Source organism: Bacillus sp. FSL K6-2944, assembly GCF_038005385.1.
Classification (GTDB): Bacteria; Bacillota; Bacilli; order Bacillales; family Bacillaceae_G; genus Bacillus_A; species Bacillus_A cereus.
This window is the reverse complement of record NZ_JBBOTE010000001.1, coordinates 2972782-2993481: the sequence shown is the minus strand read 5'-3', so window position 1 is coordinate 2993481 and position 20700 is coordinate 2972782. Positions and strand designations below refer to the sequence as shown.

The following is a 20700-nucleotide window of genomic DNA, read 5'->3' as shown; positions in this document are numbered from 1 at the left end:
CTATGAATGAATCAATCAACTTCATATCCTTCCCTCTTTATTTTCGGTGAATTTTACCTGTTTCTAATCCCCATATAAAACACCCCAGTTCTCTTGCGATAGCTGTAACGGCAACATTTCTAGGTTTCCCTTGATATATCATGCGATAATATTTTCTTTGTAACCTTTCTACAGCCTGATCCGCATAAGCAATCACTTCGCTTCGTTGCCCTTTTTGTCTTGCTTTCACTCGCTTCGATTTTAATCCGATTGTTCCTTTTACCAACGCATTTGCACATTCTACAAGAGTAGACCTAACGGTCGAATTTCCTTGTTTTGTAATCGAACGTCGACTGATTTTTTCTCCACTTGAGCTTTCGCTTGGTGTCAATCCTACATAAGCCATAAATGCTTTAGCCGTGGGAAAACGAGTGAAGTCTGCAATTTCCACATGAACAGTCATTGCCGATGTTGTATCTATACCTTTTAAGCATCTTAAATTTGCGATTGGTTCTTCGTACCTTTCACGATGAGATAATTCTTCTAATCTCAGACTGAACCGCTCAATTTTATCGACTAGAACATCATACTGTAATAGGTATTCGCCTAACGTTTCTTTGAATAATCCTTGTAGATCAAGATTCTTTAACCATTTCATATAAGCGATTGTCCAGCTTGATTTCCCTTCATACACATAGCCATGCCTTAAAAGGAATGCTTTTATCTGTTGTTTTATTTTTTTCAAAGATGTTTTAAAATCACCTAACATGCGGATATACTCTTTCACGGCAACATCCTCTTCTTCTGGAACATATACTTCTTTATAGGTGCCATTTGCTAAATTAAGAGCAATCATTTTGGCATCGAATTTATCATTTTTAACCATTTTATTTTTTGATGAACTGTACATTGTTGTGGGAGCTAAAATATCACAATCAATTCCATTTTGTTCAAGAAGATTATGAAGTGAATACCCTAAACAACCAGCCTCATATCCAGCTTTAATTTTTATATCTTCACCATATTTTGTTTTCAGTTTCTCAACGAATTTTTTTACGAGAGATACATTTGAAGCACATCGTGCTTCTCTTACAATTTCCCCAGTTGTTCCGTGTAGTGCACATAAGCTAAAACTTTCCTTGTGGACATCCATCCCAATATAGATTATATTTTCCATAGTGGCCTCCTATTATCATAGGGTATAACCCCATTCATAATGTTTTCATTCATTATTATGGGTTAAAATCCCTGACTTGATAATCTAGGAGGTCACTTCATATTATCTCACGTTAGCTTAATAGTTTTAAGCCAACAGCGCCGCATAGAATACAGCTTAAGAAAGCAAGACGACGCCAATCCGCTGATTCTCGGAAAATGAGAATGCCTAGAAGTGCACTTCCAGCAGTTCCGATTCCAGTCCAAATTGCGTAAGCAGTTCCCATCGGTAATGTGTTCATCGCAAGAGATAAGAAGAAGAAGCTTACGCCGAAGTTAGCGATTAAAATAACTTTTGGTGCCCAGCCTTTCTTTTCAGTGGCTACTTTCATAAAGAGTACACCAATAATTTCACAAATACCAGCTAGAATTAAAAATACCCAAGCCATTTTATGCGGCCTCCTTCGCTTCTTTTTCTTCTGTTACTCGTTTTAAACCAATTACTCCGAAGAAGATTAAACCGATTAATAAAACTTTTACGATAGAGAAAGGTTCTCCGAAGATGAAAATCTCTGTAAGAACGATTCCGCCAGCTCCGATTCCTGTAAAGACTGCGTATACAGTGCCGACAGGTAAATCTTTATAAGCTCTAAATAATAAGACGAAACTAATTGTAATTAATAGAGCAACACCAGCCCATTCAAGTGGTGCCTCTGCTTTTTTTAGTCCAATCACCCAAAATATTTCAATAATACCAGCGATGATTACATAAATCCATGCCATATGTCATTTCTCCTTCCTACCAGTCGTTAGGTAAAGGGCTTAAAAACGACGCATTGCAAAGGAGCAATCCGTCAGTTTGAAAGTCCGCGCCAAAATACTTTCCAAGAAGCGTCTAAACGTGTCTCAAAACGATTTAAACCTGCATATAATAGTTCAACCATAAGACCGTCGAGTAAGCATAGAAAAGCCTCTAAGGCGTCTTTTACTTCAATGTTATGCAGCTCATCTTGTTCGCTTGCTCTTTTAAATACAGGGAATAAAAGTTTTCCGACGTTTTCAATGTGTACATTTGCTTTATTAATAATTTGTTCGCGAAATGCATCAGGCGGAAAATAAGAAGTTCGTAACCAAAACATTGATTCTTCACTTTCACCAAATCGTTTTGCATACCCTTTTAATAATTTTAAAAGCAATTCTTCAGTGGACGAATTGGAAAAGCTTTCGATATCGCCTGTGAAGCTCTGCAAATCTTTTTGAAGAGCAGATTCTAAGCATATGAAATATAGCTCTTCTTTTCCTTTAAAGTGTGCGTAAATCGATGGTTTTTTAATCCCAACTTCTTGAGCAATATTTGCCAATGAAGTTCCTTCATAGCCGTAGCGTGCGAAATGAGAAAGTGCTACAGCTTTAATGCGGTTTGCTGTCATTTTCATCCCCTACCTACCGTTCGTTAGGTTCATTATATGAGATGGGAAATATAATGTCAATAGGTGAAGAGCTGAGAAAGAGCGTTATAAGTAACGCTCTTTTTAGACAGTCTCTCGCTCAATTAAATGGAATGAAAGTTCTTTTGCACTGCCGACAATTTGCTCGCTTTGGATCTGCTTATGGAATAAAGAAAAAGCATGTGAGCCCATTGCGAGACCGGGATGTTCAATTGTGGAAATTTCTAATGCCTTTGAAATTTCATGATTATCAAATCCAAGGATAGCAAGGTCTTCAGGTACTCGAATACCATGTTTTCGAGCCTCTGTTAATAAACCAGCTGCAACTTGATCGTTCGCTGTGAAAATAGCAGTTGGACGATTTTTCATATTTAAAATACGATGGAGTATTTGTGCTCCGTCCTGCATTGTATAGCATTGGTGGAAAATCCATTCAGGATGCAACGTTTTCCCTTCGTTACGAAGTGTATCGGCGAACGCTTTTTCGCGCTCCATGGAATTTACACTTGTTTTTCTTGCTAAACAAATTCCGATTTTTTCATGGCCTCTACTTAGTAAATAGGCAGTACCAAGACGGAAACCTTCATAATGATCTACGTAGATGGATGAAATGAGGGGATGCTTCATTTTTTCACATGAAATAATAGGGGAAAATTTTGCAAAAGGTTCGATTTGTTCCCAAGAGCTCGTTCGGGAGCAAATAATCATCCCATCAAATTGTTTCATTTTCATCATTTCAAGAACACGAATTTCTTCAATGCTATCGTAATTCGTTTGACATAAATTAATATGATACCCAGCTAATAACGCTTCGTTTCCGATTCCTTCAATAATCGTACTGAAGTAGGGGAGGTTAATGAAAGGAAGCATAACGCCAATTGTATATGTTTTCCCTCTTATTAAATGGACAGCATTTATATTTTTTGCGTAGTTTAATTCTTCAACAGCATCTAGAACACGCTTACGCTTTTCTTCTTTTACGTAAGGGTGATTATTCAGGACACGAGAAACAGTTGATATCGATACACCAGCAGTTTTAGCAATTTGTTTTATATTGGCCATATGTATCACCTCTTTCCCTTATTATAAAGGGAAAATAATAAGAAAGAAAAAATCTTGACCTGAAAAGCTTTTCACAAACTATGGTATTAATAAGACTTCTTTTTATTCGCGTAACCTTTTCACTTGGGCGTAAGAATGATAGGGGTCTTTTTTGTTTGCAAAAAGTGTTGTCAAAATGTGTGAGAATAACGTGGAAAGTTTTCAAAGGTGGAGTTTGGTGACAAAGCGAATATGAAGAGAATATCAACGCTTCGTTCGTTAAGAGAGCGATATGAAAGGGCGGAAACAAATTGAAAAAAAGAATCATTTGTTTCGTGTTTTCTAGTTTCGTGCTTAGTTCGTGTTCGTTTCAGCAAACGATGCAAGAAGAAAAACACTTTGTGGGAACAACGGGAGGAGCTATGGATCGTGTTACGGATCCTATTCCGCTAAAGGAACTTCCAAAATATTTTCCGGTGAAGTTTAAAGTTCCAACGTTTTTACCGTACGATATTACAAGTGATGTGAAGGGGGAAGTAAGAACGCTTGGGAAAAAGAACACTGTCTTAACGATTAAATATAAACAGAAAGAACCAGGTAGAAATGAGTATATTGAGTTAAATGTCGCGAACTTTCCTTATAGTTTTCCGGATCTTGTGGAAGAGAAGCGATTTCAAGAACAAATGAAACTGAATAATGGAACGTCTGCTTATTTTAAAAATAAAGATGATTATGAACGTGGTGACGAATTTGCTACGCTTATATGGAAAGAGAAAGGAATTGAATATCAACTGCTGTATCGGAATGTAGAAGAGAACGATGAAAAGGTAATCAAGCAGAATTTATTATACATTGCGAATAAGATGAAATGAAAAAACTAGCTGATTTATTCAGCTAGTTTTTTGTATGTTATTATTTCTTTTTAATTTTGCCTGTCCAAGATTTAAATCCGCCTTGTAATTGGTAGAAATCTTTGTAGCCTTGTTTTTTTAAGTATTGCGCTGCACGACCTGTACGGAATCCGCTTTGGCAATATAAGTAAACAGGTTGATCTTGACGAAGTTCTTTATGGCGAAGGCGAATTTGTGATAACGGAATGTTACGTGCACCTAAAATATGCCCTGCGTTATATTCGTCTGCTTCACGAATATCGATAAGCTGTGCTTTACGGTAGCCAGCGCGAAATTCTTCTTCTGTAAGAGTTTTAATTAATTTTTTCTGATAGAAGTACATCCATACAGTGTAGCCGATAAATGCTACGATTACGGCTAATAAAATAATCCAAGTTGTTGACACGATTCTATCGCTCCCTTTTTTCTTATCCTACTTTCAATATTATAATGCCCTTATGTATTTATGCAACAGATTCATTTGCATATAAGAAGAAATTTCGTATTCTTTCACAAATTTTGTCGAATTTGGTAGACTAGAGAATGTGAAAAATAATTGGTTATATGAGGTGCAGGATGGGAAAAGAAAAATGGTGTTATATTAACTCTGGTCAATGTTCACCGGCATTTAATATGGCGTTAGATGAATGTTTATTAAATTGGCAAAGTGAAAAGAAAATGCCACCAACAATTCGTTTTTATGAATGGGAGGTACCAACATTAACAGTTGGGTATTTTCAACGTGTTGAAAAAGATATTAATATGGATGTAGTTAACGAAAAGAAATATGGATTCGTTCGTCGTCAAACAGGCGGCAGGGGTGTACTACATGACAAAGAGTTAACGTATAGTGTTATTGTGTCTGAAGATCATCCGAATATGCCGAAAACAGTTACAGAAGCGTATCGTGTTATTTCGCAAGGTTTATTAGATGGTTTTAAGGCATTAGGGTTAGAAGCATATTATGCAGTTCCAAAAACAGAAGCAGATCGTGAAAATTTAAAAAATCCACGTTCCGGCGTATGTTTTGATGCACCATCTTGGTATGAAATTGTAGTGGAAGGACGAAAAATTGCTGGTAGTGCTCAAACACGTCAAAAAGGTGTTATTTTACAGCATGGATCGATTCCATTAGAAATTGATTTAGATGAACTATATGATCTATTTTTATTCCCAAATGAACGTGTGAAGGAACGTATGAAGAGTATGTTCTCTTCTAAAGCAGTAGCAATTAATGAATTAACAGACCGTACATTTACGATAGAACAGTTAATTAAAGCGTTTGAAGTTGGCTTTGAAAAAGGATTGGATGTAGAACTTGTTCCATATGAATTAACAGAAGAACAGTTACATGAAGTTCAAACGTTAGCGAAAGAAAAGTATGAAAGTAATGAGTGGAATTATAAAAAATAAGAGATGGCAATTGCCACCTCTTATTTTTTATAGTAAATTAAGTACTTTTTCTACTTTGATTCCTTTATCTTGTAAAGAACGAAGGCGATTTACAACGTCCATAATTTCTTTGTCAAATGTAACGCTAATACCTTGGCTTTGTAGTTCTTCTTTTAAGCTTTCAATAGAATCATCTATGTCGATGCCAAGCTCGTAATCTTGACAAACTTCAATTGTCTTTTTCACGAGTTTAACATAATTTTCTTGTAGTTTTGAATTTGTTTCAGTCAAAGCAGGCTGCTTCGGTTTTGCAGGAGCAACCGGTGCTGTCTCTTGCTTTGTAACTGGAGTAGGGACCGCTTTTTTCACAGGCGCTGGAGTAACTAGTTCTACAGCTGCTTCTACGCTTACTGGCTTCGGTGTCGGTACCGGAGTAGGCTTAGGTGCCATAGCAGGTGTTTCCACACGCGTAACAGGCTTAGGAGCAGGCGTAATTGCTTTTGGAGCTTCTACAACTACTTCCTTTTTCGGTGCTGCTTCTACCTGTGTTTCTTCTTGCTCGGCAGCTTCTTTATTTTCTTTACTCCACATAACGCGTTCAATTTCTAGAGAAACATTGTTTTTGTTCATCGCTGTTAATGTAACTTTACCAACTTCAGCGTTTCCAGTGAAATCAACAATTTTATAAATAACACTCTTGTTCCAATCCACGTTTCCGCTCAAAAATAATTCTTCGTTACATTTCGGCGTTAAGCCCTCGATTTTAATTTCTGCGTTTACACCGTTTTCACTATATACCATAATTAGCGAAGCATTTACATCTTCGTCTGCTAACATTAGTTCACGTACCATTTTGCCGGTGCGTACTTGCGTTTTCTTCTTAACTGACATCTAATTTCTCCTCTCAAAAATTCAGTAATAATAAAAAAATCGTATAACGAAAAATAATTGCTCACGAAGATTTATGATACCGATAATAAAAGCATCACGTCAACAATTAACTTTAATTATTTTGCATTTTTCTTATTTTCTTTATGAAATTTTTCAATTTGTAAAATTAGACAGAAGAAAAAACAGCCTTTTGAAGGGCTGTTAAAAATTTGATTTTTTATATAGTAATTTATATAAAATAAAAAATAAGATAGCAATTAAAGCATTTTGCCAAAAGTTTAGATGATAAATGAGATAAGGTTGCTTTTGGAAATAAATATTTAAGAATACAGCGGAACAAAATGGAGTAGCAAATGCGAATCCAAATAGAATTCTTCTTTTCCAATTTATTTCCTGATTAAAGGAGTAACGCTTTAATAAATATAAAATAAATAGTATACCTAGTATAATTATTGAAACAGACAAAGTAGTTCCAAGGATGCTAAAAGGCGGACTTGATAATGTATTGTTTTTTTCAAAGAAAAACATAAAAAATGAAATAATTGCATTTATGCCAAACTGTATAGCAAGAAGTAAGCTAATAGAAAATCCAATTAAAGAGGCTTTTTCTAACTTTGTTTGAGTTGGTAAAGCTGATATAAGTTCATCGCAATAAGATTGTAAATTATCTCCAAAGATGCCATAAGCGTTTTTATTTTCTGCTTGTGCTTCGATGAGGTGATCTAATATTTCTAGTAACAGTTCTTCCATTTGTTGCTCTGGCACGTTAGATAAACGAAGATAAACTAACATATCGCTATAAGCAACTTCATTTTCAGGTGTTAGAAGCTCACGTTTTTTATTATTCAATTCAATCATGTCTTGTGCATTCATCCCTATCACTCCCCCTGTAATAAGTTATTTACCGTAGTTGAAACCATTCCCCAGCTTTGTTTAAATTCTTCAAGCTGCTCTAATCCTTTATTGGTTACGTGATAATATTTTCGTTTTGGACCGAGTGAGGAGGCTTTTAATGTTCCTTCAATCAATTTTTCTTTTTGCATACGTAACAATAACGGATATATGCTTCCTTCGCTTACGAATGTAAATCCGTGTTTATTTAATTTTGTGCTCAGTTCATATCCGTACACTTCTTCTTGTGAAATGATGTATAGGATGCAACCTTCTAGTACACCTTTTAACATTTGGCTGTGCATGATTTCACCACCTTTTACTCAGGTAACTTGCGTTGCAAGGTAGCTGTTATCCAAATTATAACATTCAGTAACTTGCAACGCAAGTTACTGAAGTGGAAAACTTTAATGCGTGTTAATTTTTCAACGTTTCCCATACTAACGAGAGGGAGGGAAGCACATGAAACCATTTATGCCAAAACTCGTTTACTTTGAACCAAAGGCACTTGAATATCCGCTTGGAAAAGAGCTTTATGAGAAGTTTACGAAGATGGGATTAGAAATTCGTGAAACGACATCACATAATCAAATTAGAAATTTGCCAGGAGAAAATGATTTGCAAAAGTATCGTAATGCAAAGGCTACACTTGTCGTTGGAGTAAGGAAGACGCTAAAGTTTGATACGTCAAAACCGTCAGCTGAATATGCAATTCCGCTCGCAACAGGGTGTATGGGACATTGTCATTATTGCTATTTGCAAACAACACTTGGGAGTAAGCCTTACGTTCGTGTGTATGTCAATCTTGATGAAATATTTGAGAAGGCAAAGCAATATATGGATGAAAGGGCACCTGAAATAACAAGATTTGAAGCAGCGTGTACATCAGACATTGTTGGGATTGATCATTTAACACATGCATTAAAGCGGGCGATTGAATTCATTGGAGAAAGTGAATATGGGCGCTTACGTTTCGTCACGAAATATTCGCACGTTGATCATTTATTAGATGCAAAGCATAATGGGAAAACTCGTTTCAGGTTTAGTATAAATTCACGATATGTAATTAAAAATTTTGAACCAGGGACATCGCCATTTGAGGAGCGAATTGAGGCGGCACGTAAAGTAGCAGGTGCAGGTTATCCACTTGGTTTTATAGTCGCGCCACTTTATATGCATGAAGGATGGGAAGAAGGATATCGTGAACTATTTGAGCGACTGTACAATGCGCTGAAAGATATGACGATACCAAATTTAACGTTTGAATTAATTCAGCATCGTTTTACGAAACCAGCGAAAAAGGTTATTCAAGAGCGTTATCCAAATACGAAGCTTGAAATGGATGAAGAGAAGCGGAAGTATAAATGGGGACGATATGGCATCGGAAAATATGTATATAAAAAGGATGATGCAGCAGTATTGGAAGAAACGATAAGAGGTTATATAAATGAATTTTTTCCTAATGCAGAAATACAATATTTTACTTAAGGGGGGTCTGTATGCAAATACAGATTCTTTTTTGTTTTATATATTTAGGCTCGTTTTCAACTTGTCACGTTATTCTTTCTGGTGTATCATTTTATTGATTGCTTCGTACGGAATAAGCAAAATGAACTTGGATGGAGGAAACCGATGCCTACCCCTAGTATGGAAGATTATATTGAACAAATTTATTTGTTGATTGATGAAAAGGGTTACGCCCGCGTATCTGATATTGCTGAAGCGCTTAGTGTACATCCATCCTCTGTAACAAAAATGGTGCAAAAATTAGACAAAGATGAATATCTAATTTATGAAAAATATAGAGGGCTTGTATTAACAACAAAAGGTAAAAAAATCGGAGAACGTCTCGTATATCGTCATGACTTGCTAGAGCAATTTATGCGTATTATCGGTGTGGATGAAAGTAAAATTTACAATGATGTAGAAGGAATTGAACATCATTTAAGTTGGGAAGCGATTGATCGCATTGGTGATTTAGTGCAATACTTTGAACAAGATGCAGTCCGAGTGGAAACACTTCGCGGTGTTCAAAGAGCAAATGAAGAGAAAAGTAATTAAGGGGAACGTATGGCGTTTCCTTTTTTATTTCAATTCGAAAAGGATGGGAGAATTATGAAAGCAATTATTTTTGATTTTGATGGATTAATTGTGGACACAGAAACGATATGGTTTCACTCTTTCAGAGATGCTGTTCGTGAATACGGCGGGGAACTACCTTTAGAGGAATTTGCGAAATGCATTGGAACAACAGATGAGGTACTTTATACATATTTAAATGATCAATTAAAAGAGAAGTTTAACAAAAGTGTATTAAAAGAAAAAGTGGCAACTTTACATAAAGAGAAAATGAGAATACCAGAAGCTCGTGACGGGGTAAAAGAATATTTAGAAGAAGCGAAAGGAATGGGATTAAAAATTGCACTAGCTTCTAGTTCTTCTAGAGAATGGGTTATTCATTTTTTAGAAGAGCTACAAATTCGAGAATATTTTGAAGTAATTAAAACGAGAGAAGATGTTGAGAAGGTAAAACCAGATCCAGCTCTTTATCGAGTTGCAATAGAAGAATTAGGAATTAAGCCATCTGAAGCTGTTGTATTTGAAGACTCATTAAATGGATTGAGAGCAGCAGTTGCAGCGGGATTAACGTGCGTTGTGGTACCTAATGATGTGACACGGAATTTACCGTTTGAAAATCATCATCTTCGAATTGAAAGTATGAGAGAGAAAAGTTTAAAAGAAGTGCTTCAAAGTATAAAAAAAGACCGTATTTCCTAAAAGGAAGCACGGTCTTTCTTTTTGCTTTTTTTGCCTTCAATGACAGTTAAATGAGACTGTTTTCTTTTTCGTTTCAAAGTGGAAGAATTCCCTTTTTTACTTTTGTCATTAGAAGTATTTGACTTAAAGAAAGAATTGCCTAGGGGTGCTACATTTTGTTTCCCATGTTTGCGGTTCGATTGTTTTGCCGCACGCTTATATGAGCTTTGCGAATTTGCGGAACCACTGGAATTTGTAAACATCTTGTATAGCAAGTAAAAGATACCGACAACAAGTAACATGTACCCGATATTTCTTAATACACCCATGGGATTTGTAATAACAGATGAAACAAGGCCGAATATTGCCAATCCGATAATAAGCACAAATATAGCGAAAGTAAACGAACGACCGTTCATAAGGGACACCTCCTAAAAACATATATTGAAATTAGTATATTAACGATGAGGAAAGGAGTTGAACACCATTTTTAAATAATTATTGTTTGTTCTCTAAACGTAATAATTCTTCAAACGATGCAATTGCTACTTCCACTTGATCATCTGTTGGTTCTTTCGTTGTTAATAGTTGTAGCCATAATCCAGGATATCCAAGTACGCGTAATACGGGAATATCTCGTAATCGATTTGTAAATTGCAATACTTCAAAAGAAATACCAAGTACAACTGGAATTAATAAAATTCTGTTTATAACTCGTGCCCAAAGAGGATCTGTAGGGACTAGGAAATAAACGAACATTCCAATAATGACTGTAAATATAATAAAGCTACTGCCGCATCTATAATGGAGACGAGTTTGCTTTTGAACGTTTTCTACAGTCAGAGGAAGGTTATTCTCGTAAGCATTGATTACCTTATGCTCTGCACCGTGATACTGAAATACCCGCTTAATAAGTGGGGTTAAAGAAATAAAGTATATATAGCTCAATAATAGCATGAGCTTAATGACACTTTCGACAATGATTTGCCCAGTATGAGATGGGAAAATCGGTCTCGTTAATTCAGCTAATAGTGCAGGAACTGCTGTGAAAATGACTTTACCGAATATAAAAGATAAAACGCCAACAGCTGCAACTCCTAATACCATCGTTAATTTTGATTGTTCTTCTTTTTTATTTGCAATTTGTTCATCATCTTCTGGGTGGACGTCAAATCGTTCTGAAGCGAAGTTTAAATGCTTTGCTCCATTCGCACTTGCATCCACAATAGCGGCAATCCCTCGTAAAAATGGAATTTTTTTTAGGGTAGATAGTACTTTATTACGAACGCGTGGTAATCGATAAAATTCAATCGATTTATCTTTACGACGAACCGCTGTAACAGTATATTCTCTACCGCCAAACATAACTCCTTCTATGACCGCTTGCCCGCCATATATTTGTTTTGACTCTTCTGCCATGTTAACACCAACCTGTATTTGTTTCTCTCTTATGTAGAAAAAGAGGCAATTGTCATACTGGGTTCTGTCGTTTTGAAATAAGACAATCACCGAGTTTCCTTTATTTTATCGGCAAATACAAGTAGATGACAAGGGAAAATGTTATGAGAGTCGGACATTTCTTATTCTTTTTATAGACAAATTTCGCAGGATTTAAACATGCTTCAAAATAGTTTCGGGCATACTATTGAGCGGAGGTGTCGATGTGAGTCAAGAACAATTAGGAACAAGGAATTTTGTGCAGATTGGTTTGTTTGGTGGAATCTTTTGGGGCGGGATCTGGTATTTCCTTCATATATTTTCATTCACGGAGGCGGGACCGAATTATTTCCTTTTACCATTTGCGTTTGGAAGTTGGAAAGAGGGGGTATGGGGCAATGTGTTCGGAATAGTGTGTATGGGACTTCTTTCAATTTTGATCGCCTTTTTGTATAAAGCATTTTTTGCGAAGTTTGAAGGGATTATAGCGGGAATTATTTATGGGCTATTTTGGTGGGCACTACTGTTTTTGGGGATGGGTTTAGTGGCTCCTGTTATTAAAAGTGCGCTCCATTTACCAAAAGAGACAATTGTGACGACAATATGTATTTTTATATTGTATGGTGTGTTTATAGCATATTCTGTTTCTTACGCAGTAAATAGCAATAAAGCAGAACAAGAAGGGCAAGAGAAGACGAACTATTCAAATAAGTAACTCCTATGTTAAAATATTGTATAGATATTTAATATTAAGGAGTTTTAAGAATATGAAAAAGTTACTCCTCGTAAACGGTCCTAACCTAAATCGCCTCGGTGTTCGTGAGGTAAATGTATATGGAAAGGGCACGCTAGCGACACTTGAAGCAGATATGAAGCAAGAAGCAGAAACAATGGGAGTGGAGTTAGAATGTTTCCAATCGAATCATGAAGGTGCCATTATCGACATTATTCATGAAGCGGAAGATATATATGAAGGGATCATTTTAAATCCGGGAGCATTTACGCATTATAGCTATGCGATTCGTGATGCCATTGCGAGCATTTCGATTCCTGTTATTGAAGTACATATTTCTAACATTCATCAGCGTGAATCGTTCCGTCATGAATCTGTGACGGCAGCTGTTTGTGCAGGTCAAATTGTAGGATTTGGTTTTTATGGCTATAAGTTAGCATTATTTGCATTAATGGAGAAATTGAGGGAGGCATAAAGTAATGGAGAAAATTGAAAGATTACGAAGTGCATTTGATGAGGCTGGCATTGACGGTATTTTGTTAACAAATGAACATAGTCGTAGATATATGGCTAACTTCACAGGAACAGCAGGCGTTGTTCTTATTTCAAAAGATCGTGCTCAATTTATTACAGATTTCCGTTACGTCGAGCAGGCAAGTAAACAAGCGGTTGGATATGAGGTTGTACAGCACGCAGGATTGATCATTGATGAAGTGGCAAAGCAAGTGAAAGAGCTTGGAATTCAAAAACTTGGTTTTGAGCAAGATACTCTTACATATAGTTCTTATTCAGTGCATAAGGAAGCGATTGATGCTGAATTTATCCCGACTTCTGGACTTGTAGAAAAGTTACGCTTGATAAAGACTGATTCAGAGATTAAGATATTAAAGGAAGCTGCACAGATTGCAGATGCTGCCTTTGAGCATATTCTATCATTCATTCGCCCGGGAGTATCTGAAATTGAAGTGTCAAATGAACTTGAATTTTTCATGAGAAAACAAGGAGCAACATCTTCTTCGTTTGATATTATCGTTGCTTCAGGTCTTCGTTCGGCATTACCGCACGGCGTGGCATCTGAAAAAGTGATAGAAACAGGAGATTTCGTTACATTAGACTTCGGCGCTTATTACAAAGGATATTGTTCTGATATTACTCGTACGATTGCAGTCGGTGAACCATCTGATAAATTAAAAGAAATTTATAATATCGTTTTAGAAGCACAACTACGTGGTGTGAACGGTATTAAAGCTGGTTTAACAGGTCGCGAGGCTGATGCGCTAACGCGTGACTACATAACGGAAAAAGGATATGGTGAATACTTTGGACACTCTACTGGTCATGGAATAGGTCTTGAAATCCATGAAGCACCAGGTTTAGCGTTCCGTTCTGATACAGTACTTGAACCAGGTATGGCTGTAACAGTAGAGCCAGGTATTTATATTCCAGGTATTGGCGGCGTACGTATTGAAGATGATATCATTGTGACAAGTGAAGGTAATGAAGTAATTACGAAATCACCAAAAGAACTTATTATTTTGTAATACACAGGAGGATTTTTTTACATGATTTCAGTAAACGATTTTCGTACAGGTTTAACAATTTCAGTGGACAATGCCCTTTGGCAAGTACTTGATTTCCAACACGTAAAGCCAGGTAAAGGTGCTGCATTCGTTCGTTCTAAACTACGTAATCTTCGCACAGGTTCTGTTCAAGAGAAAACATTCCGTGCAGGTGAGAAAGTAGAAAAAGCACACATCGAAAACCGTCGTATGCAATACTTATACGCAAGCGGTGAGGCTCACGTATTTATGGATAACGGAACTTATGAGCAAATCGAACTTGGTGAAAAACAAATTGAGCGCGAGCTTAAATTCCTAAAAGAAAACATGGAAGTAGCAATTATGACTTACCAAGGCGAAGTACTTGGTGTTGAACTTCCAAACACAGTTGAATTACAAGTTACAGAAACAGAGCCTGGTATTAAAGGTGATACTGCTTCTAACGTAACAAAACCAGCTACATTAGAAACTGGTCTTGTTGTACAAGTACCAATCTTCATTAACGAAGGCGAAATGCTTATCATCAACATTGGTGAAGGTAAATACGTTTCTCGTGCATAGTAAAAAAACACTCGTGATAATTCACGAGTGTTTTTTTTATAGGAAATAGGGTAGATAGTAAATAGCTGTTACTATAAAACTGACTAAAACAAGTGAAAGAGTACCCATAATAGATGGAGTCAAAACAATTTGAAATGGTTTTATTTCGCCAGTCTCAACGCCAGTTAATGTTTTGCTTATTGCGTGATCTGTAATGTTATTTCTATGGTTACTCATAATAATTAACCACATAATTGCAAATATTGCTAAACTACCAAGGAAAAAGGTCTCTATAAATGACCAACCGACTAATAATGAAAAAAGATAAATAAGAGCTAATTCTACTACAACGGTTAAACTAATTTTCAATGCCTTCATATTTTTCCTCCTCATTCTGTAATTTCAACCAGTTTAAAAAATTTTCACGTGACACGACATGCAGAGAGCAAGGTGACCTTACTTCTTTCTCTAGTGCAGCGTGTTCGTCTGGAAACTTGTTTTCCACATGCAATGAAATATAGGGTAGTTTTTCTTGTGCTTTTAGTGAGCGGATATTATTCGTTTTAGCACCAGCAAATACGTAGGAAAGTTGTAAGTCTAAAAAGGCGATTTTAAAGATTTCTTTTTTAGCAGCCTCGTTATAGCCTTTTCCCCAGTATGGATAGCCAATCCAACTACCAATGTGAGATTGCTTTTTTCATTATTAATATGTTTAAGTGTGGTGAGGCCAATTATTTCATTTTCTTCATTCACAATCATTCTCGATAAGGATTTCTTTTGACGCTCTTCTTCTATTGCGAAAAGAAGAAATGTTTTCGTGTCTTCGATGTTTTCTACCGTTATCCCCAATGCATTTTTTATATGTGGATCACTTGATAGCTCGAAAATCACATTTGTATAGCATAAATCTAGTGGTAATAAAGTGACGTGCTGCATGGTTTAAACCCCTTTCAAATTAAATATACCATAATATACCATAAAATAATATGAATATTCAGATTCTAATTCGGACTTTAGAGAAAAATTATGTTTTTACTTCTGAAATAGACAACCTCTGCATATGGTTGTACAAATATATTCTTTTTTAGAATACGAAGTTAGTAACTGTTACGGGAGAAGGTGGAAGAATGAAACAGTGGCTAGCGGCAATGGAAACATCCGTGCTTGTTATGGGGGCACTTCGATTATTTTCAGGTAGTGCGGAGATATTTGCTGCTTTGCTTATGCTTTATGTGAATGATGCGAAGAAAGCGTTGTTTATAAATGGTATGTTGGCGTTTGTTGGACCTACCGTATTAATTTTAACAATGACAATTGGGATAGCGAGTGTAGCAAGTGAAATTTCTTTCTTGAAGCTCTTTTTTCTAGCGCTTGGAATTTGCTGTATTTTTATCGCATTACTGAAATAGTAAGTCGAGTATAGTGGGGAGAAGCCGATGAAAGAGGTATTAGAAGTTTTACCAAAAACGATGAAGTACTTAATTGAAGAATGTAAGCAATACGATGCTTTAGAGGAAATTCGTGTTCGAATTGGAAGGCCGCTAGAGTGTATTGCACACGGAAAGGTGTTTTTTTATGACTATATCACTACTGCAGAGGATGCTATTTACTTATTGAATAAATTAAGTCAATTCTCAATTTATACGATGGAAGAGGAATTAAAACGTGGGTATGTGACGCTTCGCGGGGGGCATAGAATCGGGTTAGCAGGAAAAGTCATTACAGAAAAAAGCGCAGTGAAAATGATTCGTGATGTCTCTTCCTTTAATATTCGTATTGCTCGTCAAAAAATAGGGATTGCTGAACCGCTTTTGCCATATTTGTATGAAAAAAGGTGGTTAAACACGATGGTAATTGGCCCTCCCCAAACGGGAAAAACGACACTTTTAAGAGATGTAGCACGTTGCATGAGTCAAGGGGTAAGTGCTTCGGAAATTCCTTCCTGTAAAGTGGGGATCGTTGATGAACGTTCAGAAATTGCTGGCTGTGTGAAAGGAATCCCGCAATATGATTTTGGTACCCGAGTCGATGTGTTAGACGCATGTCCAAAGGCAGAAGGAATGATGATGATGATTCGTTCTATGAGTCCTGATATTTTGATCGTAGATGAAATTGGCCGTAAAGAAGATAGTGAAGCAATTATGGAGGCAGTGCATGCAGGTGTTCAGCTTTTTATAAGCGCACACGGATTTTCCTATGAGGATGTTGTGAGACGTCCATCGCTCAAGGCAGTGCTAGAGCTTGGTATATTTGATAGGTTTGTGGAGTTGTCAAAAGCGAGGGGTCCAGGAACGGTTATGCAGGTGAAAGATAAATATGGAAAACCAGTGTTATCAAATAGAAAGGCTGAGGGCGTATGGTGAAAATATTTGGTGCAGTGTTAATCGTTGCGGTCAGCACCTTTTTCGGGTTTTCGTACGCTAAAAGATACAGTGAGAGGCCGAGGCAACTTAGGTTATTAAAATCAGCACTTCAATCATTAGAGGCAGAAATTATGTATGGACACACACCTTTATCTGAGGCTGCCGAGCGATTAGTTAAACAAATGCCAAAGCCATTAAATTGGATATTTCAAAGTTTCGCTAAAAAACTAGAAAGTGGAGAACAAACGGTAAGGGAAGCTTGGATAGATAGTTTGAAAGAGAATTGGAAGTTGACGGCTTTTCAACAAACCGAGTATGAAATACTGCAGCAATTTGGTGAAACGCTCGGGCAACATGATCGTGAATCACAACAAAAACATATTCGCTTATGTATTACACATTTGGAGAGAGAAGAAGAGGAAGCGAAAGCTTTACAACTGCAATACGAAAAAATGATTAAGAGCTTAGGGGTACTAGCAGGGCTACTAATTGTAATTTTACTGCTATAGGGGGGAGAAAGGCGATGTCCATTGATGTTGGATTAATATTTCAAATCGCCGGAATCGGCATTGTTTTAGCTTTCATTCATACTGTACTAAAAGAATTGAAGCGTGAGGATATTGCAAATTGGGTTATCCTTGTCGGTTTTGTCGTCATTTTATTTCATGTTGCATTTTTAATTAATACGCTATTCGACAAGATTAAAAGTGTCTTTCTCTTCCAGTAAAGGAGGCGGTTCGAATCGAAATTATACAAATTGTCGGATTAGGCCTCGTTGCTACGTTTTTAGCTGCTGTTTTGAACCAGCATAAATCTAGTATTACATCTTTATTTATTGTGTTCGTAGGTAGCGTGATGTTTCTTATTTTAATCGATCAAATTCATTCTATTTTACAAATGATTGAGAGAGTAGCGAGTGAAGCGAAAGTTAGTAACGTCTACGTGGAAACGTTACTAAAGATTATTGGAATTGCTTATATTGCCGAGTTTGGAGCTCAAATTACAAAAGATGCTGGTCAAGGTGCCATCGCTTCGAAAATTGAACTTGCTGGGAAAATCTTAATTCTCGTTATGGCAATTCCTATTTTGACGGTTGTAATTGAAACTATTCTCGGATTTTTACCGACGGGATAAGGGGGAGTGAATGTTGAGGAGGTTTGGAGCTAAGCTGCTATTTGCTTGCTTCCTTTTCTTTTCTTTACCGGTTGTTGTACAAGCTTCTCCTGTAGAAACAAACGTCGTTGATCAACAATTGGATAAGCTCGGAATTGAAGATGTGAAGCAATTTTGGGACGGGCTTGTTACAAAATATGGAGGCTATTTGCCAGAGAGTCAAAAAGGGAGTTTTATGGAGTTTGTAAAGGGAGAAAAAGAATTCTCTCTAAAAGAGTGGATGATAGGGTTATTAAAATATTTATTTCATGAGCTTGCAGCTAATGGAAAACTGCTTGGCACACTCATTATGCTCACAATCTTTAGTGCATTGTTGCAATCACTGCAATCCGCTTTTTCAAAAAGTAGTGTAAGTAAAATTGCTGATGCTGTTGTATATATGGTACTTATTATTTTTGCTTTAAATAGTTTTTATGTCGTTATGACATATGCAAGAGAAACGATACAAACAATGGTAGATTTCATATTAGCGCTATTGCCAATTTTATTGGCGCTTATAGCGACTGGTGGCGGGGTTGTATCTGTATCTTTCTTTCATCCGATTATCATTTTCTTAATGAATACAAGCGGGCTTCTTATGAATTATATCGTTCTACCGCTTTTATTACTGGCAACGATATTAAGTATTGTAAGTACAATGAGTGATCAATATAAAGTGACGAAATTGTCCAAGCTTCTGCAAAACGTTAGCGTTGGGATTATCGGTATTTTCTTAACGATTTTTTTAGGAGTATTATCTGTACAAGGAACAGCAACAGCCGTTGCTGATGGAATAGCTGTGAAAACTGCTAAATTTGTAACAGGGAACTTCATTCCAGTAGTCGGAAGGATGTTTACAGAAGCGGCAGATACTGTTATTAGCGCATCAGGATTATTGAAAAACACAGTCGGAATTATTGGGCTCGTCATTTTATGTTTAATTGTTGCTTTTCCAGCGATTCAAATTTTCTGTATCGCATTTATTTATAAATTCGCAGCAGCAGTATTGCAACCGGTTGGCGGCGGAGCAATTATTCAATGCTTAGACATTATTGGACGAAGCATCATTTACGTATTTGCTTGCTTAGCTATCGTATCATTTATGTTCTTTTTAAGTATTACAATTATTATTGCTGCGGGGAATATTACACTTATGATGCGGTAGGAGGTGAAGAGTATGCAATTTGTTACAGAGTGGATCAGAAATATTATCGTTTTTTTGCTCTTAGCGACAATGCTTCATCTTATTCTTCCAAATTCGAATTTGCAAAAATACGTTAAATTCGTTGTAAGTCTTTTGTTAGTCGTATTAATTTTAACACCCCTTTTTAAACTATTGCAGACAGATGTAAATGAAGTAATTGCAAATTTTAATGAAGAAAAGTACGTAGCAGAAGGATCTGTAAAAAATTCAATAGATTCGAAGAAAAAAGAAATACAAGCTCTAACACGTGCATATAGTTTAGAAGAGATGGCTACCAAAATGAAAAAAGAAGTAGGAAAAGAGTTTGAGAAACAGTATGGTATGTCAGTCTCTGAAATACAAATAGTCGCAGCGGAAAGCACAGCGGAAGTAAAGTCAGCGAAAGATATTCAATCTGTTGTTGTGACGTTAAAAGAAAAAGAACGTAGTAAAAATGATGCAATCGAAACAGTAAAACCAGTTGAAATTAACACGAAAGAACCACCGAAAAAAGTAGAGGAAACGAATGTAGAAATGAAAGACTTCTTTTCAAGCAGGTGGCAACTAGAGAATAAACAAATCCAAGTTCAAATGGAAGGGAGGACAGGTAGAGTAAATGGACAATAAAGATAAAAATTCGAAGTTCTCATTTTTTCGAAACTTATTGAATGGAGATGAAAAAGAAAGTAATGAGAAGGGAAGAAAGGTAACACCTAAGTTCTTACTTGTCCTACTCATACTTGGAATTTTGCTTATGTTTTCTAGTAGTTTTTTTTCAAGTAAAAAAGAAGAAGTACCTGTATTTAAAGAACAAAAAACTCAAAACCAGGAAAAAGATGTACCAACTTTTGGACAAAAAAATAATGATAATATGTCAAATGTAGAAAAATATGAAAAAGCGTATGAACAAGAATTAAAAACTGCTTTAGAAGAAATAGCAGGAGTAAAAGACGTAACGATTAAAGTGAATTTAGATTCATCTGAAGAAAAAATTTTAGAAAAAAATACAGTGAAACGCTCACAAACAACAGGTGAAACAGATAAAACAGGCGGTAAGAGAGAAGTAGAGGACGAGTCTCTTGATGAAAAGACTGTCATTATACGTGAAGGGGATAAAGAAACTCCTGTTGTTTTACGAACAGAGAAGCCGAAAGTACGTGGTGTTCTTGTCGTAGCAAAGGGAGTGGATAATATACAAGTTAAAGCAATGGTAAAAGAAGCTGTGATAAGGCTGCTAGATGTACCGGCCCATCGCGTTTCAGTTTCACCGAAAAATTGATAGGGAGGAA

At 36.3% G+C, this 20700-nt stretch carries 29 protein-coding genes and 1 pseudogene; 17 read left to right on the top strand and 13 right to left on the bottom strand.

Translation table 11 applies throughout. The features are described from left to right. Positions 1-37: 37 nt before the first annotated feature. From MHH55_RS15155 to MHH55_RS15135, 5 genes are all read right to left on the bottom strand, one after another. On the bottom strand, positions 38-1156 hold the full coding sequence (locus MHH55_RS15155) for an IS110 family transposase (RefSeq protein ID WP_340880263.1): 1119 nt from the start codon (positions 1154-1156) through the stop codon (positions 38-40). A gap of 112 nt (positions 1157-1268) precedes the next feature. Then, complete coding sequence (locus tag MHH55_RS15150) at positions 1269-1583, bottom strand: DMT family transporter (RefSeq protein WP_000312623.1); 315 nt, start codon at positions 1581-1583, stop codon at positions 1269-1271. A 1-nt stretch (position 1584) separates the two neighbouring features. Beyond that, a complete protein-coding gene (locus tag MHH55_RS15145; RefSeq protein WP_000312339.1) occupies positions 1585-1917 on the bottom strand; it encodes a DMT family transporter in 333 nt (110 codons plus the stop codon). A gap of 71 nt (positions 1918-1988) precedes the next feature. Beyond that, the gene (locus MHH55_RS15140; protein ID WP_002005730.1) at positions 1989-2570 is read right to left on the bottom strand and encodes a TetR/AcrR family transcriptional regulator; all 582 of its coding nucleotides are present in this window, start codon (positions 2568-2570) and stop codon (positions 1989-1991) included. A 96-nt stretch (positions 2571-2666) separates the two neighbouring features. Then, positions 2667-3644 (bottom strand): LacI family DNA-binding transcriptional regulator, encoded by a 978-nt coding sequence (locus MHH55_RS15135; protein ID WP_017657275.1) that lies wholly within the window; start codon positions 3642-3644, stop codon positions 2667-2669. 314 nt (positions 3645-3958) lie between these two features. Between MHH55_RS15135 and MHH55_RS15130 the strand changes: the two genes are divergently transcribed. Next, positions 3959-4495, top strand: a complete 537-nt coding sequence (locus tag MHH55_RS15130; protein WP_033666640.1) for a hypothetical protein — start codon at positions 3959-3961, stop codon at positions 4493-4495. A 40-nt stretch (positions 4496-4535) separates the two neighbouring features. Here the strand turns inward: MHH55_RS15130 and MHH55_RS15125 are convergent, their stop codons facing one another. Next, entirely contained in the window at positions 4536-4919 is a 384-nt protein-coding gene (locus tag MHH55_RS15125) for a rhodanese-like domain-containing protein (protein ID WP_000108653.1), read from the bottom strand. Positions 4920-5089: 170 nt separating this feature from the next. On the opposite strand from MHH55_RS15125, the gene MHH55_RS15120 reads away from it, so the two are divergent. Further along, entirely contained in the window at positions 5090-5926 is an 837-nt protein-coding gene (locus MHH55_RS15120) for a lipoate--protein ligase family protein (RefSeq protein WP_000514081.1), read from the top strand. A 27-nt stretch (positions 5927-5953) separates the two neighbouring features. Here the strand turns inward: MHH55_RS15120 and MHH55_RS15115 are convergent, their stop codons facing one another. From MHH55_RS15115 to MHH55_RS15105, 3 genes are all read right to left on the bottom strand, one after another. Next, entirely contained in the window at positions 5954-6796 is an 843-nt protein-coding gene (locus tag MHH55_RS15115) for a hypothetical protein (RefSeq protein ID WP_000111898.1), read from the bottom strand. Positions 6797-6997: 201 nt separating this feature from the next. Then, positions 6998-7669, bottom strand: coding sequence for a DUF1129 family protein (locus MHH55_RS15110; protein WP_139362428.1), 672 nt, complete (start codon positions 7667-7669; stop codon positions 6998-7000). Positions 7670-7674: 5 nt separating this feature from the next. Further along, entirely contained in the window at positions 7675-7992 is a 318-nt protein-coding gene (locus MHH55_RS15105; RefSeq protein ID WP_000556087.1) for a PadR family transcriptional regulator, read from the bottom strand. Positions 7993-8149: 157 nt separating this feature from the next. Between MHH55_RS15105 and splB the strand changes: the two genes are divergently transcribed. The 3 genes from splB (at position 8150) to MHH55_RS15090 (ending at position 10465) form a co-directional block, all read left to right on the top strand. Further along, the gene (gene splB, locus MHH55_RS15100; RefSeq protein WP_000802107.1) at positions 8150-9175 is read left to right on the top strand and encodes a spore photoproduct lyase; all 1026 of its coding nucleotides are present in this window, start codon (positions 8150-8152) and stop codon (positions 9173-9175) included. 144 nt (positions 9176-9319) lie between these two features. Then, positions 9320-9748 carry a transcriptional regulator MntR gene (gene mntR / locus MHH55_RS15095; RefSeq protein ID WP_001143084.1) on the top strand — a complete coding sequence of 143 codons (429 nt, stop codon included), beginning with the start codon at positions 9320-9322 and terminating at the stop codon, positions 9746-9748. A 54-nt stretch (positions 9749-9802) separates the two neighbouring features. Further along, positions 9803-10465, top strand: coding sequence for an HAD family hydrolase (locus MHH55_RS15090; protein WP_048538414.1), 663 nt, complete (start codon positions 9803-9805; stop codon positions 10463-10465). Here the strand turns inward: MHH55_RS15090 and MHH55_RS15085 are convergent. Then, positions 10462-10863, bottom strand: coding sequence for an SA1362 family protein (locus MHH55_RS15085; RefSeq protein ID WP_001014463.1), 402 nt, complete (start codon positions 10861-10863; stop codon positions 10462-10464). The genes MHH55_RS15090 and MHH55_RS15085 overlap by 4 nt on opposite strands. Before the next feature lie 79 nt (positions 10864-10942). After that, the gene (locus MHH55_RS15080; protein WP_000807121.1) at positions 10943-11863 is read right to left on the bottom strand and encodes a DUF1385 domain-containing protein; all 921 of its coding nucleotides are present in this window, start codon (positions 11861-11863) and stop codon (positions 10943-10945) included. Positions 11864-12107: 244 nt separating this feature from the next. Here MHH55_RS15080 and MHH55_RS15075 point away from each other — a divergent pair, with 244 nt between their 5' ends. From MHH55_RS15075 to efp, 4 genes are read left to right on the top strand one after another with little or no spacing between them, the layout of a single operon-like run. Next, positions 12108-12596: a YqhR family membrane protein gene (locus MHH55_RS15075; RefSeq protein WP_134207623.1), complete on the top strand. Its 489-nt coding sequence runs from the start codon at positions 12108-12110 to the stop codon at positions 12594-12596. A 52-nt stretch (positions 12597-12648) separates the two neighbouring features. Further along, positions 12649-13089, top strand: coding sequence for a type II 3-dehydroquinate dehydratase (gene aroQ, locus MHH55_RS15070; protein ID WP_000735140.1), 441 nt, complete (start codon positions 12649-12651; stop codon positions 13087-13089). Between the two features lie 4 nt (positions 13090-13093). Further along, positions 13094-14155, top strand: coding sequence for a Xaa-Pro dipeptidase (gene pepQ, locus MHH55_RS15065; protein ID WP_000411040.1), 1062 nt, complete (start codon positions 13094-13096; stop codon positions 14153-14155). Positions 14156-14176: 21 nt separating this feature from the next. Further along, positions 14177-14734 (top strand): elongation factor P, encoded by a 558-nt coding sequence (gene efp / locus MHH55_RS15060; protein WP_078186519.1) that lies wholly within the window; start codon positions 14177-14179, stop codon positions 14732-14734. Between the two features lie 36 nt (positions 14735-14770). On the opposite strand, the gene MHH55_RS15055 is transcribed toward efp, so the two are convergent. After that, positions 14771-15091 (bottom strand): hypothetical protein, encoded by a 321-nt coding sequence (locus MHH55_RS15055; protein ID WP_000645572.1) that lies wholly within the window; start codon positions 15089-15091, stop codon positions 14771-14773. Continuing rightward, positions 15072-15649, bottom strand: a pseudogene (locus MHH55_RS15050) (GNAT family N-acetyltransferase). The gene MHH55_RS15055 and the pseudogene MHH55_RS15050 overlap by 20 nt, the downstream one beginning before the upstream one ends. Positions 15650-15840: 191 nt before the next feature. On the opposite strand from MHH55_RS15050, the gene MHH55_RS15045 reads away from it, so the two are divergent. Genes MHH55_RS15045 through spoIIIAG form a run of 8 tightly spaced genes read left to right on the top strand, consistent with a single transcriptional unit; the run spans position 15841 to position 20690 of the window. Further along, positions 15841-16122 carry a YqhV family protein gene (locus MHH55_RS15045; protein ID WP_000816050.1) on the top strand — a complete coding sequence of 94 codons (282 nt, stop codon included), beginning with the start codon at positions 15841-15843 and terminating at the stop codon, positions 16120-16122. Positions 16123-16149: 27 nt separating this feature from the next. Beyond that, positions 16150-17076 (top strand): stage III sporulation protein AA, encoded by a 927-nt coding sequence (spoIIIAA, locus tag MHH55_RS15040; protein WP_000665905.1) that lies wholly within the window; start codon positions 16150-16152, stop codon positions 17074-17076. Then, positions 17070-17585, top strand: coding sequence for a stage III sporulation protein SpoIIIAB (gene spoIIIAB, locus MHH55_RS15035; protein ID WP_000238702.1), 516 nt, complete (start codon positions 17070-17072; stop codon positions 17583-17585). Before spoIIIAA ends, spoIIIAB begins: the two co-directional genes overlap by 7 nt. Positions 17586-17599: 14 nt before the next feature. After that, positions 17600-17803 (top strand): stage III sporulation protein AC, encoded by a 204-nt coding sequence (gene spoIIIAC, locus MHH55_RS15030; RefSeq protein ID WP_000020914.1) that lies wholly within the window; start codon positions 17600-17602, stop codon positions 17801-17803. Between the two features lie 23 nt (positions 17804-17826). Further along, the gene (gene spoIIIAD, locus MHH55_RS15025) at positions 17827-18210 is read left to right on the top strand and encodes a stage III sporulation protein AD (protein ID WP_077393170.1); all 384 of its coding nucleotides are present in this window, start codon (positions 17827-17829) and stop codon (positions 18208-18210) included. A 10-nt stretch (positions 18211-18220) separates the two neighbouring features. Beyond that, positions 18221-19393, top strand: coding sequence for a stage III sporulation protein AE (gene spoIIIAE / locus MHH55_RS15020; RefSeq protein WP_000946110.1), 1173 nt, complete (start codon positions 18221-18223; stop codon positions 19391-19393). Between the two features lie 12 nt (positions 19394-19405). Next, complete coding sequence (spoIIIAF, locus tag MHH55_RS15015; RefSeq protein WP_001161052.1) at positions 19406-20038, top strand: stage III sporulation protein AF; 633 nt, start codon at positions 19406-19408, stop codon at positions 20036-20038. After that, positions 20028-20690 carry a stage III sporulation protein AG gene (gene spoIIIAG / locus MHH55_RS15010; protein WP_000368880.1) on the top strand — a complete coding sequence of 221 codons (663 nt, stop codon included), beginning with the start codon at positions 20028-20030 and terminating at the stop codon, positions 20688-20690. The genes spoIIIAF and spoIIIAG overlap by 11 nt, the downstream gene beginning before the upstream one ends. Positions 20691-20700 lie beyond the last annotated feature (10 nt).

Bases quoted from the DNA above. Each gene is read 5' to 3' on its own strand.
- MHH55_RS15080 (WP_000807121.1), bottom strand. From the start codon at position 11,863: ATGGCAGAAGAGTCAAAACAAATATATGGCGGGCAAGCGGTCATAGAA.
- MHH55_RS15150 (WP_000312623.1), bottom strand. From the start codon at position 1,583: ATGGCTTGGGTATTTTTAATTCTAGCTGGTATTTGTGAAATTATTGGT.
- mntR (WP_001143084.1), top strand. From the start codon at position 9,320: ATGCCTACCCCTAGTATGGAAGATTATATTGAACAAATTTATTTGTTG.
- MHH55_RS15090 (WP_048538414.1), top strand. From the start codon at position 9,803: ATGAAAGCAATTATTTTTGATTTTGATGGATTAATTGTGGACACAGAA.
- MHH55_RS15045 (WP_000816050.1), top strand. From the start codon at position 15,841: ATGAAACAGTGGCTAGCGGCAATGGAAACATCCGTGCTTGTTATGGGG.
- spoIIIAE (WP_000946110.1), top strand. From the start codon at position 18,221: ATGTTGAGGAGGTTTGGAGCTAAGCTGCTATTTGCTTGCTTCCTTTTC.
- MHH55_RS15085 (WP_001014463.1), bottom strand. From the start codon at position 10,863: ATGAACGGTCGTTCGTTTACTTTCGCTATATTTGTGCTTATTATCGGA.
- MHH55_RS15135 (WP_017657275.1), bottom strand. From the start codon at position 3,644: ATGGCCAATATAAAACAAATTGCTAAAACTGCTGGTGTATCGATATCA.
- MHH55_RS15105 (WP_000556087.1), bottom strand. From the start codon at position 7,992: ATGCACAGCCAAATGTTAAAAGGTGTACTAGAAGGTTGCATCCTATAC.
- spoIIIAC (WP_000020914.1), top strand. From the start codon at position 17,600: ATGTCCATTGATGTTGGATTAATATTTCAAATCGCCGGAATCGGCATT.
- MHH55_RS15140 (WP_002005730.1), bottom strand. From the start codon at position 2,570: ATGAAAATGACAGCAAACCGCATTAAAGCTGTAGCACTTTCTCATTTC.
- efp (WP_078186519.1), top strand. From the start codon at position 14,177: ATGATTTCAGTAAACGATTTTCGTACAGGTTTAACAATTTCAGTGGAC.
- spoIIIAB (WP_000238702.1), top strand. From the start codon at position 17,070: ATGGTGAAAATATTTGGTGCAGTGTTAATCGTTGCGGTCAGCACCTTT.
- spoIIIAF (WP_001161052.1), top strand. From the start codon at position 19,406: ATGCAATTTGTTACAGAGTGGATCAGAAATATTATCGTTTTTTTGCTC.
- MHH55_RS15115 (WP_000111898.1), bottom strand. From the start codon at position 6,796: ATGTCAGTTAAGAAGAAAACGCAAGTACGCACCGGCAAAATGGTACGT.
- aroQ (WP_000735140.1), top strand. From the start codon at position 12,649: ATGAAAAAGTTACTCCTCGTAAACGGTCCTAACCTAAATCGCCTCGGT.
- MHH55_RS15155 (WP_340880263.1), bottom strand. From the start codon at position 1,156: ATGGAAAATATAATCTATATTGGGATGGATGTCCACAAGGAAAGTTTT.
- spoIIIAA (WP_000665905.1), top strand. From the start codon at position 16,150: ATGAAAGAGGTATTAGAAGTTTTACCAAAAACGATGAAGTACTTAATT.
- spoIIIAG (WP_000368880.1), top strand. From the start codon at position 20,028: ATGGACAATAAAGATAAAAATTCGAAGTTCTCATTTTTTCGAAACTTA.
- MHH55_RS15120 (WP_000514081.1), top strand. From the start codon at position 5,090: ATGGGAAAAGAAAAATGGTGTTATATTAACTCTGGTCAATGTTCACCG.
- MHH55_RS15145 (WP_000312339.1), bottom strand. From the start codon at position 1,917: ATGGCATGGATTTATGTAATCATCGCTGGTATTATTGAAATATTTTGG.
- MHH55_RS15055 (WP_000645572.1), bottom strand. From the start codon at position 15,091: ATGAAGGCATTGAAAATTAGTTTAACCGTTGTAGTAGAATTAGCTCTT.
- pepQ (WP_000411040.1), top strand. From the start codon at position 13,094: ATGGAGAAAATTGAAAGATTACGAAGTGCATTTGATGAGGCTGGCATT.
- MHH55_RS15110 (WP_139362428.1), bottom strand. From the start codon at position 7,669: ATGAATGCACAAGACATGATTGAATTGAATAATAAAAAACGTGAGCTT.
- splB (WP_000802107.1), top strand. From the start codon at position 8,150: ATGAAACCATTTATGCCAAAACTCGTTTACTTTGAACCAAAGGCACTT.